Annotated in this window: 13 protein-coding genes; 7 read left to right on the plus strand and 6 right to left on the minus strand. The window is 46.3% G+C overall.

Features of this window, described 5'->3' with window-relative positions; genetic code table 11:
- The first annotated feature begins 14 nt into the window (after positions 1-14).
- Both ACX0G9_RS05290 and ACX0G9_RS05295 read left to right on the plus strand, forming a co-directional pair.
- The gene (locus ACX0G9_RS05290; RefSeq protein WP_459063817.1) at positions 15-728 is read left to right on the plus strand and encodes an MBL fold metallo-hydrolase; all 714 of its coding nucleotides are present in this window, start codon (positions 15-17) and stop codon (positions 726-728) included.
- 150 nt (positions 729-878) lie between these two features.
- Positions 879-1,667: an alpha/beta hydrolase gene (locus ACX0G9_RS05295; protein ID WP_459063818.1), complete on the plus strand. Its 789-nt coding sequence runs from the start codon at positions 879-881 to the stop codon at positions 1,665-1,667.
- 81 nt (positions 1,668-1,748) lie between these two features.
- On the opposite strand, the gene ACX0G9_RS05300 is transcribed toward ACX0G9_RS05295, so the two are convergent.
- The 3 genes from ACX0G9_RS05300 to ACX0G9_RS05310 all read right to left on the minus strand — a co-directional run bounded on the left by ACX0G9_RS05300 (position 1,749) and on the right by ACX0G9_RS05310 (position 4,001).
- Complete coding sequence (locus tag ACX0G9_RS05300; protein ID WP_459063819.1) at positions 1,749-2,060, minus strand: hypothetical protein; 312 nt, start codon at positions 2,058-2,060, stop codon at positions 1,749-1,751.
- A gap of 125 nt (positions 2,061-2,185) precedes the next feature.
- Entirely contained in the window at positions 2,186-2,731 is a 546-nt protein-coding gene (locus ACX0G9_RS05305) for a P-loop NTPase family protein (RefSeq protein WP_459063820.1), read from the minus strand.
- 31 nt (positions 2,732-2,762) lie between these two features.
- A complete protein-coding gene (locus tag ACX0G9_RS05310; protein WP_459063821.1) occupies positions 2,763-4,001 on the minus strand; it encodes an acyltransferase family protein in 1,239 nt (412 codons plus the stop codon).
- Positions 4,002-4,312: 311 nt separating this feature from the next.
- Between ACX0G9_RS05310 and ACX0G9_RS05315 the strand changes: the two genes are divergently transcribed.
- Entirely contained in the window at positions 4,313-6,679 is a 2,367-nt protein-coding gene (locus ACX0G9_RS05315; protein WP_459063822.1) for an ABC transporter permease, read from the plus strand.
- 54 nt (positions 6,680-6,733) lie between these two features.
- Here the strand turns inward: ACX0G9_RS05315 and ACX0G9_RS05320 are convergent, their stop codons facing one another.
- A complete protein-coding gene (locus ACX0G9_RS05320; protein ID WP_459063823.1) occupies positions 6,734-7,522 on the minus strand; it encodes a PhzF family phenazine biosynthesis protein in 789 nt (262 codons plus the stop codon).
- Between the two features lie 196 nt (positions 7,523-7,718).
- Here ACX0G9_RS05320 and ACX0G9_RS05325 point away from each other — a divergent pair, with 196 nt between their 5' ends.
- The 4 genes from ACX0G9_RS05325 (at position 7,719) to ACX0G9_RS05340 (ending at position 13,250) form a co-directional block, all read left to right on the plus strand.
- Entirely contained in the window at positions 7,719-8,201 is a 483-nt protein-coding gene (locus tag ACX0G9_RS05325; RefSeq protein ID WP_459063824.1) for a DinB family protein, read from the plus strand.
- Between the two features lie 241 nt (positions 8,202-8,442).
- The gene (locus ACX0G9_RS05330; protein WP_459063825.1) at positions 8,443-10,083 is read left to right on the plus strand and encodes a PQQ-dependent sugar dehydrogenase; all 1,641 of its coding nucleotides are present in this window, start codon (positions 8,443-8,445) and stop codon (positions 10,081-10,083) included.
- 11 nt (positions 10,084-10,094) lie between these two features.
- Positions 10,095-10,988, plus strand: a complete 894-nt coding sequence (locus ACX0G9_RS05335) for a sugar phosphate isomerase/epimerase family protein (protein WP_459063826.1) — start codon at positions 10,095-10,097, stop codon at positions 10,986-10,988.
- Positions 10,989-11,006: 18 nt separating this feature from the next.
- The gene (locus ACX0G9_RS05340; RefSeq protein ID WP_459063827.1) at positions 11,007-13,250 is read left to right on the plus strand and encodes a DUF7133 domain-containing protein; all 2,244 of its coding nucleotides are present in this window, start codon (positions 11,007-11,009) and stop codon (positions 13,248-13,250) included.
- A 10-nt stretch (positions 13,251-13,260) separates the two neighbouring features.
- On the opposite strand, the gene ACX0G9_RS05345 is transcribed toward ACX0G9_RS05340, so the two are convergent.
- Together ACX0G9_RS05345 and ACX0G9_RS05350 are read right to left on the minus strand one after the other, a co-directional pair.
- Entirely contained in the window at positions 13,261-14,223 is a 963-nt protein-coding gene (locus tag ACX0G9_RS05345) for a polyprenyl synthetase family protein (RefSeq protein ID WP_459063828.1), read from the minus strand.
- A 125-nt stretch (positions 14,224-14,348) separates the two neighbouring features.
- Positions 14,349-16,718, minus strand: coding sequence for an ABC transporter permease (locus tag ACX0G9_RS05350; RefSeq protein ID WP_459063829.1), 2,370 nt, complete (start codon positions 16,716-16,718; stop codon positions 14,349-14,351).
- Positions 16,719-16,957: the final 239 nt, after the last annotated feature.

Raw genomic sequence — 16,957 nt, forward strand, 5'->3', positions numbered from 1 at the left:
CGAACCGATCATACATGCAATTATTAAAGAATATCTATCAGGTAGCCGGCGATCTTAATGGCATAACCTTTGATCAGCCGGGAGCCCTTTGGAATGATGCCAATTCATTCGTAGTCGATACTGGGGAGGGTTTGTTGTTATTTGATTGTGGATGTGGCGATACCATGGAGCAGATCTTTGCTAATATGCGTTACTGGGGGCTCGATCCGGAGAACATCCGGTTTTGTATCCTGACTCATCCTCATTTCGATCATGCCGGAGGAGCCCATCTGCTTAAAAAAAGAGGTATACCACTGATCGCCATTCAGGAAACGGCTGATGCCATAGCCTCCGGGGACGAACGCTGCTGTGGTTATCTGTATCATAAAACCTTTCAACCGGTAGAAGCCGATGGAATAGTGAAAGATGGCGAAAAGATCAATCTGCTCGGTCTCGAAGTGGAGGTCATGCACCTGCCGGGCCATAGCATGGGCTGTACGGCATTTTTATTTCAATGGGATAATAAAAAAGTAGTGGTCAGTGGTGATGTGATAGGAACCTTATTAAGCGGAGATTTTGGCTGGAGCGGTTCTATAGATTTTGACAAAAAGATCTATACCCAATCCTTACTACGTTTTTCCAGAATAGATACCGATGTTATGCTGCCCGGCCATGGGATGAGTTATTTTCATCAACCAAGGAGAAGGGTCGAAGAGGCCCTGAATTCAGCCTTAATGCAGTGGCGTTGATCTGACCAAATTGTCAAATGCCAGGTTAACCGCTGGATCCCGATAAACAAGACGGAGAGCGTATCGATTACAGAGAATTAACCTGAAAAAGTTTTTTTTTGGATTGTCCTCCGCATTTTCTATTTAGATTTATAGCTTAAACTTAAAACAATGGGTAGCATTCAATCAAAAACAATCATATTCATCACCGGAGCCTTTGTCAGCAATTCCTGCTGGGACGAATGGAGAACTTATTTTGAGAGCAAGGGATACACGACCATCGCCCCTCCATGGCCGCATAAAGATGCCTCTGTAGCCGAATTACGGTCACGTCATCCGCATCATGATAAAGAATTGGCCTTACTGACTTTAAAGGAGCTGACTGCGCATTATGTCACTATTATCGCATCCCTTCCGGAAAAACCGATTGCTATTGGACATTCCTATGGTGGCCTGCTGACCCAGCTCCTGGTCAATAAGGATCTGGTGGCTGCCGGTGTGGCCATCCATTCCGTTCCGCCCCTGGGTGTATTTCCGTACGAGTTTTCTTTCCTGAAAGCCGGTTGGAAAGCTTTAGGAGTATTCACGTCTATCGAAGAAACCTATATGATGGCCTTCGAAGACTGGCAATATGCCTTTGTCAACGGTATGCCGTTGGAGGCGCAGCAGGCGGCCTATGATACCTATACTATTCCCGAATCCAAGACTATTTCCAGGGATGCGCTGAGCGAAGGTGCAAAAGTTGATTTTAAGAAAGATCATGTGCCCTTATTGCTTACCGCCGGGGATACCGATCATATCATTCCCGCGCATTTGAACCATCGTAATTTTAATGCGTATGAGAACGCCAATTCTATAACGGAATATAAAGTCTTCCCCAATCGAAATCACTTTGTTCTGGGGCAATCCACCTGGAAAGAAGATGCAGATTATATTTTGGACTGGCTGGCCACAAAATAAAAGAAAGACGCAGCCTCATAATAGATATTCAGGCTGCGTCTTTTTTCTTTAAAAAAAGAAAATCGTGCAGACACCTGCTAACTAACGGCAGTCGCACCGCACCTCTTGTTTTTGTTCCTTGAGATCGTCATCGCTCAAATTCCCTCCTGGAATGTCTCTCCATACAGTATCTCCCGGAGTTGTGGGAGTAATATGTCTTACCTGCAACATACAGGACCCGGTGCAGTCTCCTTTATCGCAATTCCACAGACCGTCGGTAAATCCCTTTTTGGCTTTGCAAATCCCGGTTACGCCGGTGCCACCGCCACCGCCGCCATTGCATCCGATAATTCCAGGGGAAAGAAAAATACAGGTAAAAATAAAGGCTTTAAAAAAAGAGAATTGCTTTTTCATGTTAGTTAGTTTTTTCGTACTGTTTTGAATTACCAAACGAGCATTCAACTTCCAACAAATAAGCAACAGGATAAATGCATATTAAAATTAATTAATATTTGTTTGCTCCGCAAAAAAATAAATGATCATGGTTTTTCCGAAGCGGCATGCATAATCAACATCAATCGTTCTTCGGTAGACCGGTCACTCCGGATCTCCAAAACGGTAACATTTATTTTGGTTAACCAGGCTTCGTGTGCGAGGATGGTTCGGCTGGCGATCCCAGTAGCCTGATCATAATCTGCGGCCCAGGCGATAAACTCTTCAAATTGTTTCTTCCGTGAGGGGTTTGAAAAAAGGATATCTCCATATCGTTCAATCTCTCTTTTTTTTAGTCTTTGCATCCGGATTTCAGGAGGAAGCCACAAGAAAACGACAAGGTCGAAAACCGGGAAAACCTGTTCCCCCCAATTGAGCACAGAGCCTCCCAGGATAAAATCATCCGTAGCCTCCAGATCCTTCCGGATAAGAGCATTTCGCAGGGCAGGGTCACGCCTTATGGTAAATGGCGAATCCGATCTTTCCCAAAAATAGGCATCACTATCAAAGTAGGGGATATTCAACCTTTCGGAAAGCGCCTCGCCCAACGTAGTCACCCCCGTACCGGAAGCGCCGAAAATATGGAGTTTCATAGCCTGTAAAATTGCAGATTTTCGTAGACTTTTACAGGAATTTTCTGACCACATCCATCCGGCGTAAAAGAGAGGTTAACCACCAGCTGACAGATACAGCAACCATAAAAGCTATAAAAAATTTGATCACAGCCGGCAGGTTTACCGCCAGCAGTGCGTACTGAGTCCAGATGACAAAAATGTAATGGAGCAGATAGATGCCATACGCGTTAGCGGACAACGAATCCCACCAGGGCCTTTTCCTGGTCTCAGACTCCGTTCTATCATTCTCATTCTCAGTCTCAGTCACAGTTCCAGTTCCGGCTCTGATCCCGATATGTCTGATGCCACCGGAAGAAAAAAGCGTTTTAAACAGCGTTAAAAAAGCGATACTACTTGCTGTGCAGGACAGGACCCAAAGGGAGCGGTAGATCAGGGTTGCCGGTAAAATCCCTAACATTTGCCCTTTGATCCATCCCAATAAAATGGGTTCGCTGCCTTTCAGCAGTACATAGGCAAAAAGACCCGCTGCCACCCAGACCGGCCATTTTCTGACCAGGCTGCTTCCATCCGCAAAAATTCCTGCTGCCAGGCCCGGGCTCCCGATCAGAACGCCCAGGATAAAATACCCAAAATACAGAAGAGCCCGGCTCAACTGGAAATCAAAAGGACCGAAACCTGTCCATGAATCGGGGCCGGCGACCAGCATGGCCGGAATATACAGGATCCAGGTGATGAGATACACTAGTAAGAACAAACGGATGGGCTTGTGTTTTAAAGTAACCAGCCATTCCCCTGCACGAAAAACTGCATTCCGTAAAAATGGATACAGAACGGCAAACAGCAGATTGAAGGCGAATAAAACCCAGATGAACCAAGGCGGACCAACCGGCCAGGCTTCCACCGTAAAAAAGTCTGATATATACCCTCCGGCAACATGTTTGTCGTGGGCCAGTAACCAGGCCGGGTAATAGGCGGCTAACATAAGGACGGTAACTCCAAGGGCAAAAGGAATGAACAAACGGTAAAACCGGTCGCGGATAAAAGCAGCCTTTCCTTTACGGGCAAGGCTTTGTAGGATAAAAACACCGCTGATCAGGAACATCAGGGACATAAAAAAGACATCGTTAAAATCTTCGAACAGATCCAGCCCGCTGGATCTGGCCGTATCCACCACCGGATGGGTAGATAAAATATAGGCCTCCTTATGAAAGGAGGCGAAGGTGGTATAAGCCAGGGAGGAATGATGCGCCACCACTAAAACAGTAATAAAGCCCCGAAGGTAATCCATCCAGGGGGCGCGCGTCTCTTTTCTATTGGATGAAAAAGTCTCGTTTTTGATACTATGAGTTTAGCGGCATAGAACGTTCGGATAGCCAAAAGGTTACAGCCAGGCAAAAGTTCCCTCGTCCAAAAAAACCTATACACTAAAAATGAGACATCCGATGTATCGAAAACGAACAGTTATTATCGATTGAAGTAGGATAGGATGCTGATTAATAGGCAGTTGCTAGCCTGGCATTTTCTTGGTACCTAAAATATAAATCTGCCTAAACTATAATAGTAATGTTTAAAAACTATTTCAAAACTGCTTGGCGCAACTTGCACAAAAACAAGGCAAATTCATTCATAAATATTGCGGGATTGTCGGTGGGTATGGCCGTTGCCATGCTTATCGGTTTATGGATTTGGGACGAGGAATCTTTTGATGCTGGCTTCAAAAATCAGGAACGTATTGCTAAAGTGATGGATAACTCCTGGGTCAATAACGAAACCCAAACTTATGGTTCATCCGCTTTGCCTTTGGCGCCTGCGCTTCGCAAAAATTTCGGAAACTATTTCAAGCATGTTATCATCGCATCATGGACAGACGCCCATATTTTAACCTATGGCGATAAAATGGTAACGCAAAGCGGCAATTTTATGGAGCCTGATATTGCCGGGATGCTTTCTCTAAAAATATTGAAGGGTAGCGCAGCCAGCCTGAATGATCCTACATCTGTACTACTTTCAGCATCCGCAGCTAAGGCCGTCTTCGGCAATACCGACCCGATGAACCAGGTGATTGTGATCGATAAAAAATTAACCGGCAAGGTGACCGGCATTTACCAGGACCTCCCCAAACATTCCTCCTTCGGCGACCTTACGTTTATTGCCCCATTTCAAATGCTGGCCATAAGCGGCAATTATGCTACCCGGTTTAATAATCCCTGGGGTGCGAGTTGGTTCCAGACATTTGTACAACTTGCGGACAATGAAGATATGAACCAGGTTTCGGCTAAGATTAAGAGGGTAAAACTCGATGCCCTTATCGGTATGCATAACAGTGATGCGCGTTATAAATCGTTGCTCTTTCTTCAACCCATGAACCGTTGGTACTTGTACGGCGAATTTAAAAACGGCGTTAACACCGGTGGCCGCATCCAGTATGTTTGGCTGTTCGGAATAATAGGCGTGTTCGTGCTGCTGCTGGCCTGTATTAATTTCATGAACCTCAGTACGGCCCGTTCCGAAAAAAGAGCGAAGGAAGTTGGCATCCGTAAGGCCATTGGTTCAATCCGCATCCAGTTGATCATACAATTCTACATCGAATCGCTTTTAATGGCCACTACGGCCTTCCTGTTATCGCTGGTTTTAGTGCAATTATGCCTTCCTGAATTTAATTATCTCGCAAACAAACAAGTCACCGTTTTATGGAGTAGCCCTTTGTTTTGGACAGTTTGTATTGCTTTTAGCTTGTTCACCGGGCTTGTAGCAGGCAGCTATCCCGCTTTATATCTATCCTCCTTCCGTCCTGTAAAAGTATTAAAAGGCACATTCAGGGTTGGCCGGTTGGCTGCTGTCCCCCGCAAAGTGCTGGTGGTTGTTCAATTTGCTGTATCAGTGGTATTAATAATAGGGACAATAGTCGTATTTCAACAGATACAGTTTGCAAAAAATCGCCCCGTTGGTTACAACCGTAATAACCTGGTAAATGTAAGCCTGCAAACCGATGATGTTAACAAACAATACCCGGCCTTAAAAAATGAATTGTTAGCCAGCGGGGTTGTAACCAGGGTAGCCCAATCTGAAACCCCGGTAACCCAAGCGTATATAGCCAACGGTGGCTTTATTTGGCGAGACAAAGATCCAGGTCTTCAGGAGGAGTTTATGACCATGGCAGTAAGCTCCGACTTCGGAGAAACCGTAGGTTGGGAAATTAAGGACGGCAGGGATTTTAATGCTGCTTATTTATCAGATTCATCCGGGTTCATTGTCAATGAAGCTGCCGTAAAGTTTATGTCTCTCAAACACCCAATAGGCGAAACGGTGGAGTGGCAAGGTAATGGCAAATTTAAAATTGTTGGTGTGGTGAAAGATATGGTCAACCGCTCGGCGTATGAAACTATACAGCCAACCTTGTTTTATTTACCCAGATGGCAGCATTTATCAAACATCAACATTAAAATTAACCCACGGGTAAGCGCTCATGATGCGATCAGTAAAATAGGCGTAATTTTTAAAAAATACGATCCGGAAAGCCCATTTTATTACAAATTTATTGTTGACGATTATGCCAGACAATTTGATAACGAAGAACGCATCGGAAAGCTGGCGGGCTGGTTTGCAGGCCTTGCTATATTTATCAGTTGCCTGGGCCTGTTCGGCATGGCTTCTTTTATGGCAGAGCAGCGCATTAAGGAAATTGGCGTACGTAAAGTTTTGGGTGCGACGGTATTCAATCTATGGCAATTGCTATCAAAGGATTTTGTCAAACTGGTAACTATTTCCCTTTTGATTGCCTCGCCATTAGCTTATTATTTTATGCACAACTGGCTACAAAATTATCAATACCAAGCCGAAATCCCCTGGTGGATCTTCGCGGTGGTGGGCTTGGGCGCCATGCTTATCACATTAGCAACTATTAGTTATCAATCCATACGGGCTGCCTTGATGAACCCAACCAGGAGTCTACAATCGGAAGGGTGACACGAATAAAGAATGTAAGACAGGTTCGCAGACTGATTTTTTAATACCTCCTTTTTAATACGTCCAAAAGACTCCAATGGAGTAGGTCTTCGCGTACCCGGCAATCAGCACGGTCTCCCCCTGATCGACGCAATGTAGGGTACCTGCACGGTCAGATAATTGCAGGGCCTTCATTTCTTTTTTCCCCAATCGTTCACTCCAATAGGGAATTAACGAACAATGTGCAGAACCGGTGACCGGATCTTCGAAAACAGAGGCCTGAGGGGTAAAGAACCGCGAAACAAAATCACAGGTTAACCCTTTGGCCGTAATTATTATACCTCCGGGATCGATATTGATCTGATCCAGGACCTGCCGGTTTATAACCATTTCCCGTATGTCGGCCTCCTTCTCAAAGACCAATACATAATCCCTTGCTTTTAAGACCTCCAAAGGCTGCCGGTCAAGGGATAACCGGATATGTTCGGGCAGATCTGCGGGGATTGGTTTTCTGGAGGGGAACTTCAGGGTATATAAACCCTTGTCGATAGTTACTTCCAGGTTTCCGCTTTTGGAATGAAAGAGGAGTGTATGGCCGGGGTGGTCAAGGATCGTTTTGAGGGCATGTGCGGTGGCCAGGGTGGCATGTCCGCAAAGATCCATTTCAATCTCCGGGGTGAACCATCTCAGATCGAAATCGTCTCCATTTGGAATAAAAAAGGCGGTTTCTGCCACTGCATTCTCTTTGGCGATCTGCAGCATTAATTCATCCGGCAGCCATTCTTCCAGGGGAACCACACAGGCGGGGTTCCCCCCAAACAAAAGATCGGTAAAGGCATCAATCTGGTACAGGGGTAGCTTCATAAATTCATCGTATATAAGCAAATATAGTTTTCTTAATATTACCTACATTTGAACAACTGACCCTGGTTGAATGTTTCAACGCTAATATTGAGATCAACATTTAATGGGATGAGAACTACATTTAGCAGGATGAGATCTATATTTAACGGGTGTCATTGAATGATATCCCCATTCTAAATTTTCTAAACTAAAATAAATGGATCAGCAGCAATTATTTATAAAGATGGTACTTCAGGGCTGGGAAATATATATCCGGAGAACGGAAGAATTATTCAACGGTCTCTCTGATGAACAATTACTCAAAGAAGTATCGCCCGGGCGCAACAGGGGTGTTTATTTGCTGGGGCATCTTACGGCAGTCCATGACCGGATGCTTCCCTTGTTAGGGTTGGGAAAAGCGAACTATCCCCAGTTGGATAGCCCATTTTTGTCGAACCCCGATAAATCCTCCCATGAATTTCCTCCCATTTCGGAATTAAGACAACAATGGGCGGATATAAATAAAAAACTGGCCGATGGTTTTTCCACCTTGTCCCCCGAAAATTGGTTCGAAAGGCATACAGCCGTAACACAGGAAGATTTCGCCAAGGAGCCGCATCGTAATAAACTGAACCTGATCATCAACCGGACCGGACATCTCGCCTCTCACTACGGGCAATTGATCTTTCTGAAATATTAATCAGTTGGCCCAGTGTTCGATTTGCCTGTTAAATGTTCTACTGTTTTTTATTCCTATTACAATATCTTCCGCTGATTCATTTCCAACCCATGCGCCAAATGAGCTTTCGAAAAGGTTCTCCTTTTGCCTTCCAACCCCGGTAAAATAGTATCGGTTTAGGACAATTTTCGTCATATGGAAATAATCCTGATCCGTTAGATTTATCGACCCAAAGGACGGGTATCGCAAAACAAGATCATCCATGAAGCTTTTTTTCTGTTTACCTGCATTTTTTGTTTGTTTTTGGCTGGTCGGAGAATCCAGGACAACCTCAGAATATCCGAAAATCAGTAGCCGTACAGATTCGGTGCCAACCCGCCCAATCAAAACAGGCGACAGCTTCGAAGTTCAGCTCCGTCTGGACTCTACGGTGATCGGATCCAGAACCCTACTGAGTAATCTTGATGTTCCCTGGGATCTGGAATGGGGCCAGGATAACCGGATATGGTTCACCCAGCAGGAAGGTACGGTGACCAGGGTAGACCCCCTTACGGGTCAGACCAAACAACTTATACGGATCACTGATGTTTACAGGAATACTTCCCAGGGATTGTTGGGGATGGCCCTTCATCCGGATATGAAGAACAATCCTTATGTCTATCTGGACTATACTTATCTGGGAAAAGACTCGACCATCTGGTCCAAACTAGTTCGGTATACCTATACCGGAGATACCCTGACCGACCCCTTCATCCTGCTGGGAGGTATTCCGGGGCAGACCTATCACAATGGTTCACGCATGACGATCGCACCGGACGGTAAACTCATGCTTTCTACCGGGGATGCCGGAGGGCTTGGCCTGCCGCAGGATATTCAGTCGATCAACGGGAAAATACTAAGACTCAACCTGGACGGTTCGATACCGGCGGATAACCCGGTCAAAGGATCGCCTGTTTGGTCATATGGGCACCGGAATCCTCAGGGGATCGTATATGGTCCGAATGGATTGCTCTATAGTTCCGAACATGGTGAGGCATCGGATGACGAGATCAATTTGATCAGGAAAGGGGGAAACTATGGATGGCCGGATGTAATGGGGTATATCGATCGTCCCGCTGAAAGAGCCTATAGCGACCGGCATGCCATCGTTCAGCCGTTAAAAGCCTGGACCCCGGTCATTGCCCCGTCGGGCATCGACTTTTACCATCATGCGGCCATTCCGGAATGGAACCAATGTATCTTAATGACCACTTTGAAAGATTGCAGTTTTCGGGTACTCTCGCTCAATGAAGAAGGTGATTCCATAACTAAAGAAACCGTTTTATTCGATAAGGTCTTCGGCCGGATGCGGGATGTGTGTATTTCGCCGCAGGGGGATGTCTATCTGGCTACCAGTAACCGGGATTGGCATCCAACCTGCGATGGTTTTCCAAAGAGAGGAGATGACAGGATCATCAGGATCTCCCGGATCCGGACCATTCATAAGGCAAAATCTATCCATGAAGTACGGCCTGTAAAGTCTTTAAACACCCGGGCGGTTAATTCCATTAATCCTGCAGGCGGCAATTCCATGAATTCCGCCCCGGTGATCTATCAACAATATTGTTCCGCCTGTCATGGACCGGCAGGAAAGGGTTTGGCTGGTTCTTATCCTGCACTTACGGAATCTTCCTTGCTTGAAGGAGATAAAAATACCCTGATCCGGCTTGTCCTGCAGGGATCGATCCGGTCAAAGATCGATACCGGCCATAAATACGCGCAACAGATGCCGGCTTTTGATTTTCTATCCGATCCTCAAATTGCCGGTGTACTGGGTTATATTCGTACAAATTTCGGGAACATCAGGAGCGGTGTACTTTCGAAAGAAGTATCGGTTATCCGCGCCAAAACCGGGAAAAATTAAATAACCCGACCATGAAAAAAGTCTGCTCTCTGCTCTTTTTTGTCCTTCTTTTTTCAACAGGTTGGCTCCATGCCCAGCAGATCAACAACCCTTTTTTTGTCTTTAATGTCGGGATCAGTACCAACGCCCCGGGCGACACCCTGCCTGACCAGATAAAACTGGCGAAGGCGGCCGGATTTACAGCCCTCCAGACAAAAGGAGTGGACGATCTGGCGCTCGCACTCCGGCAACTGGATAAAGAACGGATGGAGTTAAGTGCCATTTACATCCATATCGATCTCGATTCCAGCCAGCCTTATGATATCCGGATGGAGGAAGCGTTTACCTTGCTGAAGGGGCGCCAGACCCTTCCCTGGTTTTATATAACCAGTCATAAATATCCTCCATCCTCTCCACAGGCAGACTCGATCGCCATACCCATCCTCCGGCGGCTATCGGATATGGCGGCAACAAACGGCATAAGGATCATGTTATACCCGCATATGACCTACTGGTTGCAAACCGTCCAGGATGCCCTCCGGGTAATAAAATGGACAAATCGCAACAATATCGGGCTCTCCTTTAACCTGGCCCATTACCTGGCTTATAAAGAATTAAATCCCCAATCGGAATCCTATGAAACATTGGCGGGGAAATGTATGCCATATCTTTATGCGCTCAGCATAAACGGAGCCGATTCCGTTAGCCGGGACAGGACTAATCCATGGGCATCCTTTATCAAGCCCTTGGGAGAAGGTAACTTCGACGTGTATCAGTTTTTGAAAATATTCCGGGACAGGGGATTTAAAGGCCCGGTTGGTTTGCAATGTTATGGCATCAAAGAAGATCCGCTGACTCACCTGAGCAGATCGGTGAAGACCTGGCATAATTTTCAAAAATCCTTTTCCAATATCTCTTTACCTTGATCTTTTATGCGGTCTTTTATGAAAATCATTCCCCTTTCTTTGTCAGTAATCGGGTTCTCCATATTAATCATCAATGTATTTTTCCTTTATTGCCGGCCTGATCAACAAACTTCATCTGTTGTCTCACCGGAGGAATCCATTCGTAAAATGGTAGTGGTGGATGGATTCACCGTGAAGCTGGTTGCCGCCGAACCGCTGGTGAGTACCCCCGTTGCCCTGGATTTTGACTACAGAGGGCGTATCTGGGTCGTAGAGATGCAGGGATATATGCCGGATGCAGAAGGAGTGGGAGAGGACCGCCCCGATGGCAAGATAGTCATCCTGCAGGATACGGATGGTGACGGAATAGCCGATAAACGAACGGTATTCCTGGATTCCCTGGTACTGCCCAGGGCAATTTGCCTGATAGAAAAAGGCGTATTGATCGCCGCCCCGCCTTGTCTCTGGTATATGGAAATAGAAAATGACCGGCCTTCCAAAAGAGTATTGGTGGATAGTGCGTATACGGATGAGGGTAATGTGGAAGAACAGGCGAACGGACTCCTGCGCGGCCTGGACAATTGGATCTACAGCGCCTGTTCGGCCAAACGATACCGGAAAAGGGGAGAAAAATGGCTGATCGAACGGACGCATTTTCGGGGTCAATGGGGAATTACCCGGGATGATTACGGGCGTGTATATTATAACAACAATACGCAGAATCTGCTGGGAGATTATTTTGCGCCGGGCGCAGGGTCAGCAAACGGTAACATGCGGGAAGTAAAAGGATTCAACGAAAAAATAGTGGAAGATACCCGGGTATATCCCATCCGTCCTACTCCCGGGGTGAACAGGGGGTATATGAAGGATATCCTTGATGATGGTGCACGCCTGGTCAATCTAACCGCAGCATGTGGTCCTCAGATTTACCGGGGCGGTCTTTTTGGAAAAGAATATAACGGCAATGCATTTATAGCAGAACCTGCTGCCAATCTCATAAAAAGGAATATCCTGGAAGAGAACGGATTTAAAGTGGTTGGGCGGCAGGCATACCGGGGAAAGGAATTTCTGGCGAGCACCGATGAACGGTTCAGACCGGTAAATCTGTACAACGGACCGGATGGGGCCTTATACATCGTAGATATGTACCGGGGGATCATCCAGCACAAATTTTTTCTGACGGACTATCTGAAAAAACAAATAAAGGATAGGGGACTTTGGAAACCTATTAATTGCGGTCGTATCTATAAAGTCGTTCCAAAAGACAAGATTGCCGCGCCGGTAATCTTCCCCGAGGATCCTGTCTTATTGGTTGAACTGTTGGATCAGGAGAGCGGATGGATACGGGACAGGGTCCAGCAAAAACTGATCGACGAAAAATATACCCAGGCCCTGCCAGCCTTGCGTAACAACCTGACTCATTCCAAAGATCCTTTAACCGTCATTCATTCCTTGTGGACCATCGAGGGGCTGGGAGCTTTATCGGATTCTGATCTGGTTCCCTTATTAAAAAATCCCGACTGGAAAATCCGCGTTCAGGCCCTGCAAGCACTGCCCTCAATCAATGATTACAGACAGATCCTACCGGTGCTGCAACAAATGATCAGCGATAACGACAGCCTCGCTGCTCCCTATATCGCCTTTGAGCTCGCCGCAATTCGACAATCCGCCAGCAATGACCTTTTGTTGGTTCTCGCCCAAAAATATCCCGATAATCCTTATGTGACCGACGCGATCATCAGCAACCTGAAGGACCGGGAACTCCAATTTTACAAGGAACTCCTGGCTACGGATCCGGATACCTCTCATCTCCTCGCCTCCGGGCTAAGGACGGTGATCGGTAATATCGCAGAGGACCTCCTGAACAAAGACCGCGATCTGCTTGTCAAATCTTATCCCAAAGGAGCAGCCTTATTTAAGAATACCTGCCAGACCTGTCATGGTGCGGACGGGAATGGGGTCTCTTCCCTGGCCCCTCCCCTGAACCGGTCGCAGTGGGTTAACGGAGACAAGGACAAACTCATTTCCATTGTATTATATGGTTTAACGGGGCCGGTGAAGGTGAATAACAAGCTTTACAGAACGCCCGAGATCAATGGAGACATGCCCGGGCTGGGAACCAACAAGAGCATCCGGGACGAAGATCTGGCCCAGGTATTAAGTTTTATCCGTAAATCCTGGAGTAATCATACCGATTCAATCAGCGTAACGGATATCGTCAGCATAAGAAAACGATGGAAAGACAGGCAAAAATCCTTTACAACAACAGAACTGGAAAAGTAAAAAAATAACATTAATAAGACCGGTCGGTAGTATATCGTACCAATTCCTCCAGCGCCGAGCGGGTATCGGAAGCCGGAAATGCAAACAATAAATGAAGGGCTTCTTCCCGGTAGGCGGACATTTTTTCCGCTGCGTACCCGATACCTCCGGCTTTAATGACTTCTTTTACTACATAGGCCACCTTATCGCTGTCGGTATGGTGATGTTTAATAATGGTCAGTAATTCTTTTTTAAGACCGGGGGTACAGGTATTAAGCGTATAAATAAGAGGCAGCGTGATTTTTTTTTCCTTGATATCGTTCCCGGTTGGTTTGCCGATATCCGCAGGTCCGAAATCCAGCAGATCATCTTTTATTTGAAAAGCGATCCCTGCTTTTTCTCCGAACAGGTACATTTTTTGTATAATTTCCGCGTCCTCGAATGTGGAAGCAGCTCCGGCAGCGCAACAGGCTGCCAGTAATGTGGCGGTCTTACCTTTAATGATTTCATAATAAACTTCCTCTTTCAGATTCAGTTTATTGGATTTTTCCATTTGCAATAATTCCCCTTCGATTATTTTGCCGATGGCAGTCGAATAGATTTTCAGGGTCTGCTGGTCCTGGTTGGCCAATAAAAGTAAAATGCTTTTGGTAAAAAGATTGTCACCCACCAATACGGCAGTCCTGTTCTTCCATAAACTATGAATAGAAAATGAACCTCTTCTTTCCTCCGAATCGTCAATAAGATCGTCATGAATAAGGGAAGAAGTATGCAGGATCTCTACAAACAAAGCGGCCCGGTAGCTGCGGTCGTTGATGACGCCTCCCAGCCGGGCACAGAGTAATACGAATATAGGGCGTATTTGTTTGCCCTTCCGTAGTACGATATACTCCATGATCCTGTCCAATAAGGGAACTTGGCTATTGATAGCCTCTTTAAATAAATCTTCGAACCGGATAAGTTCCTGACCGATGAGACCCCTGGTAAACTGCATATTTGATTATTGACCCGGAATTAACCCGCAGGAAAAAAAGGGTTGGTTACCCCTGTCCTTATACGGAGGCCAAAAATAATGAAAATTGGGGCTAAATTGAACCACCATTGAAAACCCTTCAAGCCTTATTCCGTCCTCAATGTTTTTACCGGATTGGCTACGGCCGCTTTTAGCGCCTGGAAACCTACCGTAAACAATGCGATAAAAATAGCCATCAGCCCCGCCAGGCCAAACATCCACCAGCTGATCGTGATCCGGTAGGCAAAATCCTGCAGCCAGGTATACATAGCCCACCAGGCGAGCGGTGTGGCAATGGCCAGGGAGAGCAGGACCAGTACGATGAACTCCCTGGATAACAGCGAGAACAAAGAACTTACACTGGCACCAAGCAGTTTTCGGATCCCAATTTCTTTAGCCCGTTGTTCGGACGTGAATAAAGCCAGACCCAGCAAACCCAAACAGGAAATAGAGATCGCCAAAATGGCAAATGAATCGGAGAGGGTGGCTACGATCTGCTCGTTCTTGTATAATTTCTGGTATTCATCATCGGAGAATGAATAGGTAAAAGAAAATTTCGGATTCAGATCCTTGCTGATTTTTTCCAGACCGGCCAAAGCCTTCCCGGTGTTACCGGCTTCGGTACGGACGAGGATGGTACCATCATTAATATGTTCACCGGGAGCCAGGACCAGGGGTTGGATCTGCTCATGCAGGGAATTAAAATGGAAGTCTTTCATTACCCCGGTAATCGTTCCTTTTTTACCCCATAAGGTCAACGGCATACCAATGGGGTTTTTATACCCGAGTATGTTAACGGCCGTTTCATTGACCAGGTAGCCGGTGGAATCCGAAGCGAATGTTTTGGAAAAATCACGACCTTCCAATAAAGTAAGACTCATCGTTTTCACAAAATCGTAGCCGACCGCTGCGACAATGAACATTGGACTTGAATTAGGGTCTTTACCCTGCCAGTCCAGCCCGGCGGTATTAAAATTTATGTCGGTGGGCGTTTCCGTTATACGCGAAATCCCGGCTATGCCTGGTATATCCGAAGCCTGCTGTTTGAACAGGGAATAATTCCGGGAAAGGGCTCCCTGCATCGGGATATAAAGGAGATTAGCCCGGTTATAACCAAGATTCTTTTCCTGTAGGTAAGCTATCTGCCTTGAAACGATCACGGTAGAAGAGATCAGCACAATAGAAAGGACAAACTGAAAGACCACCAGCCCTTTACGGATAAGGACGGTTCCCTGACCGAACCGAAGCGTACCCTTCAATACGCGGATGGGTTTGAAAGAAGCGAGGAACAAGGCCGGGTAACTTCCTGCGACAAGACCGGTGATAAGGGTAAGGGCGGTGAGGATTAACCAGAAGACGCTGCTGGAAAAGGGTGGTGCGATCTGTTTGCCGGTCAGATGATTGAAAGAGGGTAGCAGCAGCGATACCAGCACCAGCGATAATAAGACCGAGAGCGTAGTGAGAAAAACCGCTTCGGTCATAAACTGGCGTACCAGGGACCAACGGCCGGCACCGGCTACTTTCCTGACACCGATCTCTTTTGACCTTCTGGAGGAACGGGCGGTAGCCAGGTTCATAAAATTGATACAGGCGATCAGTAAAATAAAAATGGCCACTGCGCTGAATAACCGCACATATTCGATACGCCCTCCCGTAGGTAAGCCGTTCTTAAAATTCGAATAGAGCCAACTGTCCCCGAAACGTTGCATATCCAGTTCGATCCGGAAATTGGCAGTCTGCTCCTTGTTATAGGTATCGAGAAAGTGTTTGAGTTTGGCTCTTACTTTTTGCGGATCTGCGCCATCCTTCAGCATAATGGGAGTATGCGGCCCATTGTTCCGCCAATCGGTTGACCAGCCGTTCTCCCGGTGGAAAGTTGCCCAGTTGACCAGGAAATCGAATTTTTGTGCCGTATTATCCGGAAGATCCGCAAAAACGGCTGTGATGGTCAGCGCCTTTTTGTTTTCATAATGGATCGTTTTACCGATAGCGGTTGCTGCACTTCCAAAAAAGGTGGTTGCCATTTTATCGGAGATCGCCAGGCTCAGTGGCGATTGCAGCGCTGTTTCGGCGTTTCCCTGCAACAAGGGGAAATCAAAAAGTTTAAAATAATCAGAATCCGCATAACAACCTTTCTGACGGAGTATTTTTCCTTCCAGTTCAAACGTTTTATCACCCGCTTCGGCGATGCCGGAGGCATATTCTATTTCCGGGATCATCCGTTTTAATTCCGGAGCCAGAGGGCCGGGAGAAAAGTATCCGGCGTTAACCTTATTGTCTGTAAAGACTTTCTGCACCACCAGGTAAAGACGGTCTCCATGGGCATGGAAATTATCCACACTGCGTTCATCCAGGACCCAGAGCAAAATAAGGAGGCTACAGGTCATGCCTAAAGCAAGCCCGGTGATATTGATTACGGAGAATCCTTTATACTTCAACAAATTCCTGTATGCGATACGTAGATTGTTTTTGAACATGAGTTTTGGTTTATCCTGAATAAGCGCAAAGCCCGCCTGTTTCTTCCATCTGCTCCGGAGGCTCAGATAATTCAGCTAGTACTATGCCATGTTTTTGTGGCTTGATTATCAATTTATTGGAGAGCCTTTGGCCAAACGGATGTTCGTTTTCAGAACACCTGATGTTCATAAATGATTTTTTTTGACTGGTCCTGATATAGCTATGCCTTTTTTTTAGTGTATAGTTTTTTTATGACGGG

The sequence above is a fragment of the Flavitalea flava genome, from assembly GCF_054461575.1.

Excerpts from the sequence above, each read along its gene's own strand:
- ACX0G9_RS05330 (WP_459063825.1), top strand. The coding sequence starts at position 8,443 with ATGAAGCTTTTTTTCTGTTTACCTGCATTTTTTGTTTGTTTTTGGCTG.
- ACX0G9_RS05310 (WP_459063821.1), bottom strand. The coding sequence starts at position 4,001 with ATGGATTACCTTCGGGGCTTTATTACTGTTTTAGTGGTGGCGCATCAT.
- ACX0G9_RS05335 (WP_459063826.1), top strand. The coding sequence starts at position 10,095 with ATGAAAAAAGTCTGCTCTCTGCTCTTTTTTGTCCTTCTTTTTTCAACA.
- ACX0G9_RS05350 (WP_459063829.1), bottom strand. The coding sequence starts at position 16,718 with ATGTTCAAAAACAATCTACGTATCGCATACAGGAATTTGTTGAAGTAT.
- ACX0G9_RS05320 (WP_459063823.1), bottom strand. The coding sequence starts at position 7,522 with ATGAAGCTACCCCTGTACCAGATTGATGCCTTTACCGATCTTTTGTTT.
- ACX0G9_RS05290 (WP_459063817.1), top strand. The coding sequence starts at position 15 with ATGCAATTATTAAAGAATATCTATCAGGTAGCCGGCGATCTTAATGGC.
- ACX0G9_RS05295 (WP_459063818.1), top strand. The coding sequence starts at position 879 with ATGGGTAGCATTCAATCAAAAACAATCATATTCATCACCGGAGCCTTT.
- ACX0G9_RS05340 (WP_459063827.1), top strand. The coding sequence starts at position 11,007 with ATGAAAATCATTCCCCTTTCTTTGTCAGTAATCGGGTTCTCCATATTA.
- ACX0G9_RS05305 (WP_459063820.1), bottom strand. The coding sequence starts at position 2,731 with ATGAAACTCCATATTTTCGGCGCTTCCGGTACGGGGGTGACTACGTTG.
- ACX0G9_RS05345 (WP_459063828.1), bottom strand. The coding sequence starts at position 14,223 with ATGCAGTTTACCAGGGGTCTCATCGGTCAGGAACTTATCCGGTTCGAA.
- ACX0G9_RS05300 (WP_459063819.1), bottom strand. The coding sequence starts at position 2,060 with ATGAAAAAGCAATTCTCTTTTTTTAAAGCCTTTATTTTTACCTGTATT.
- ACX0G9_RS05325 (WP_459063824.1), top strand. The coding sequence starts at position 7,719 with ATGGATCAGCAGCAATTATTTATAAAGATGGTACTTCAGGGCTGGGAA.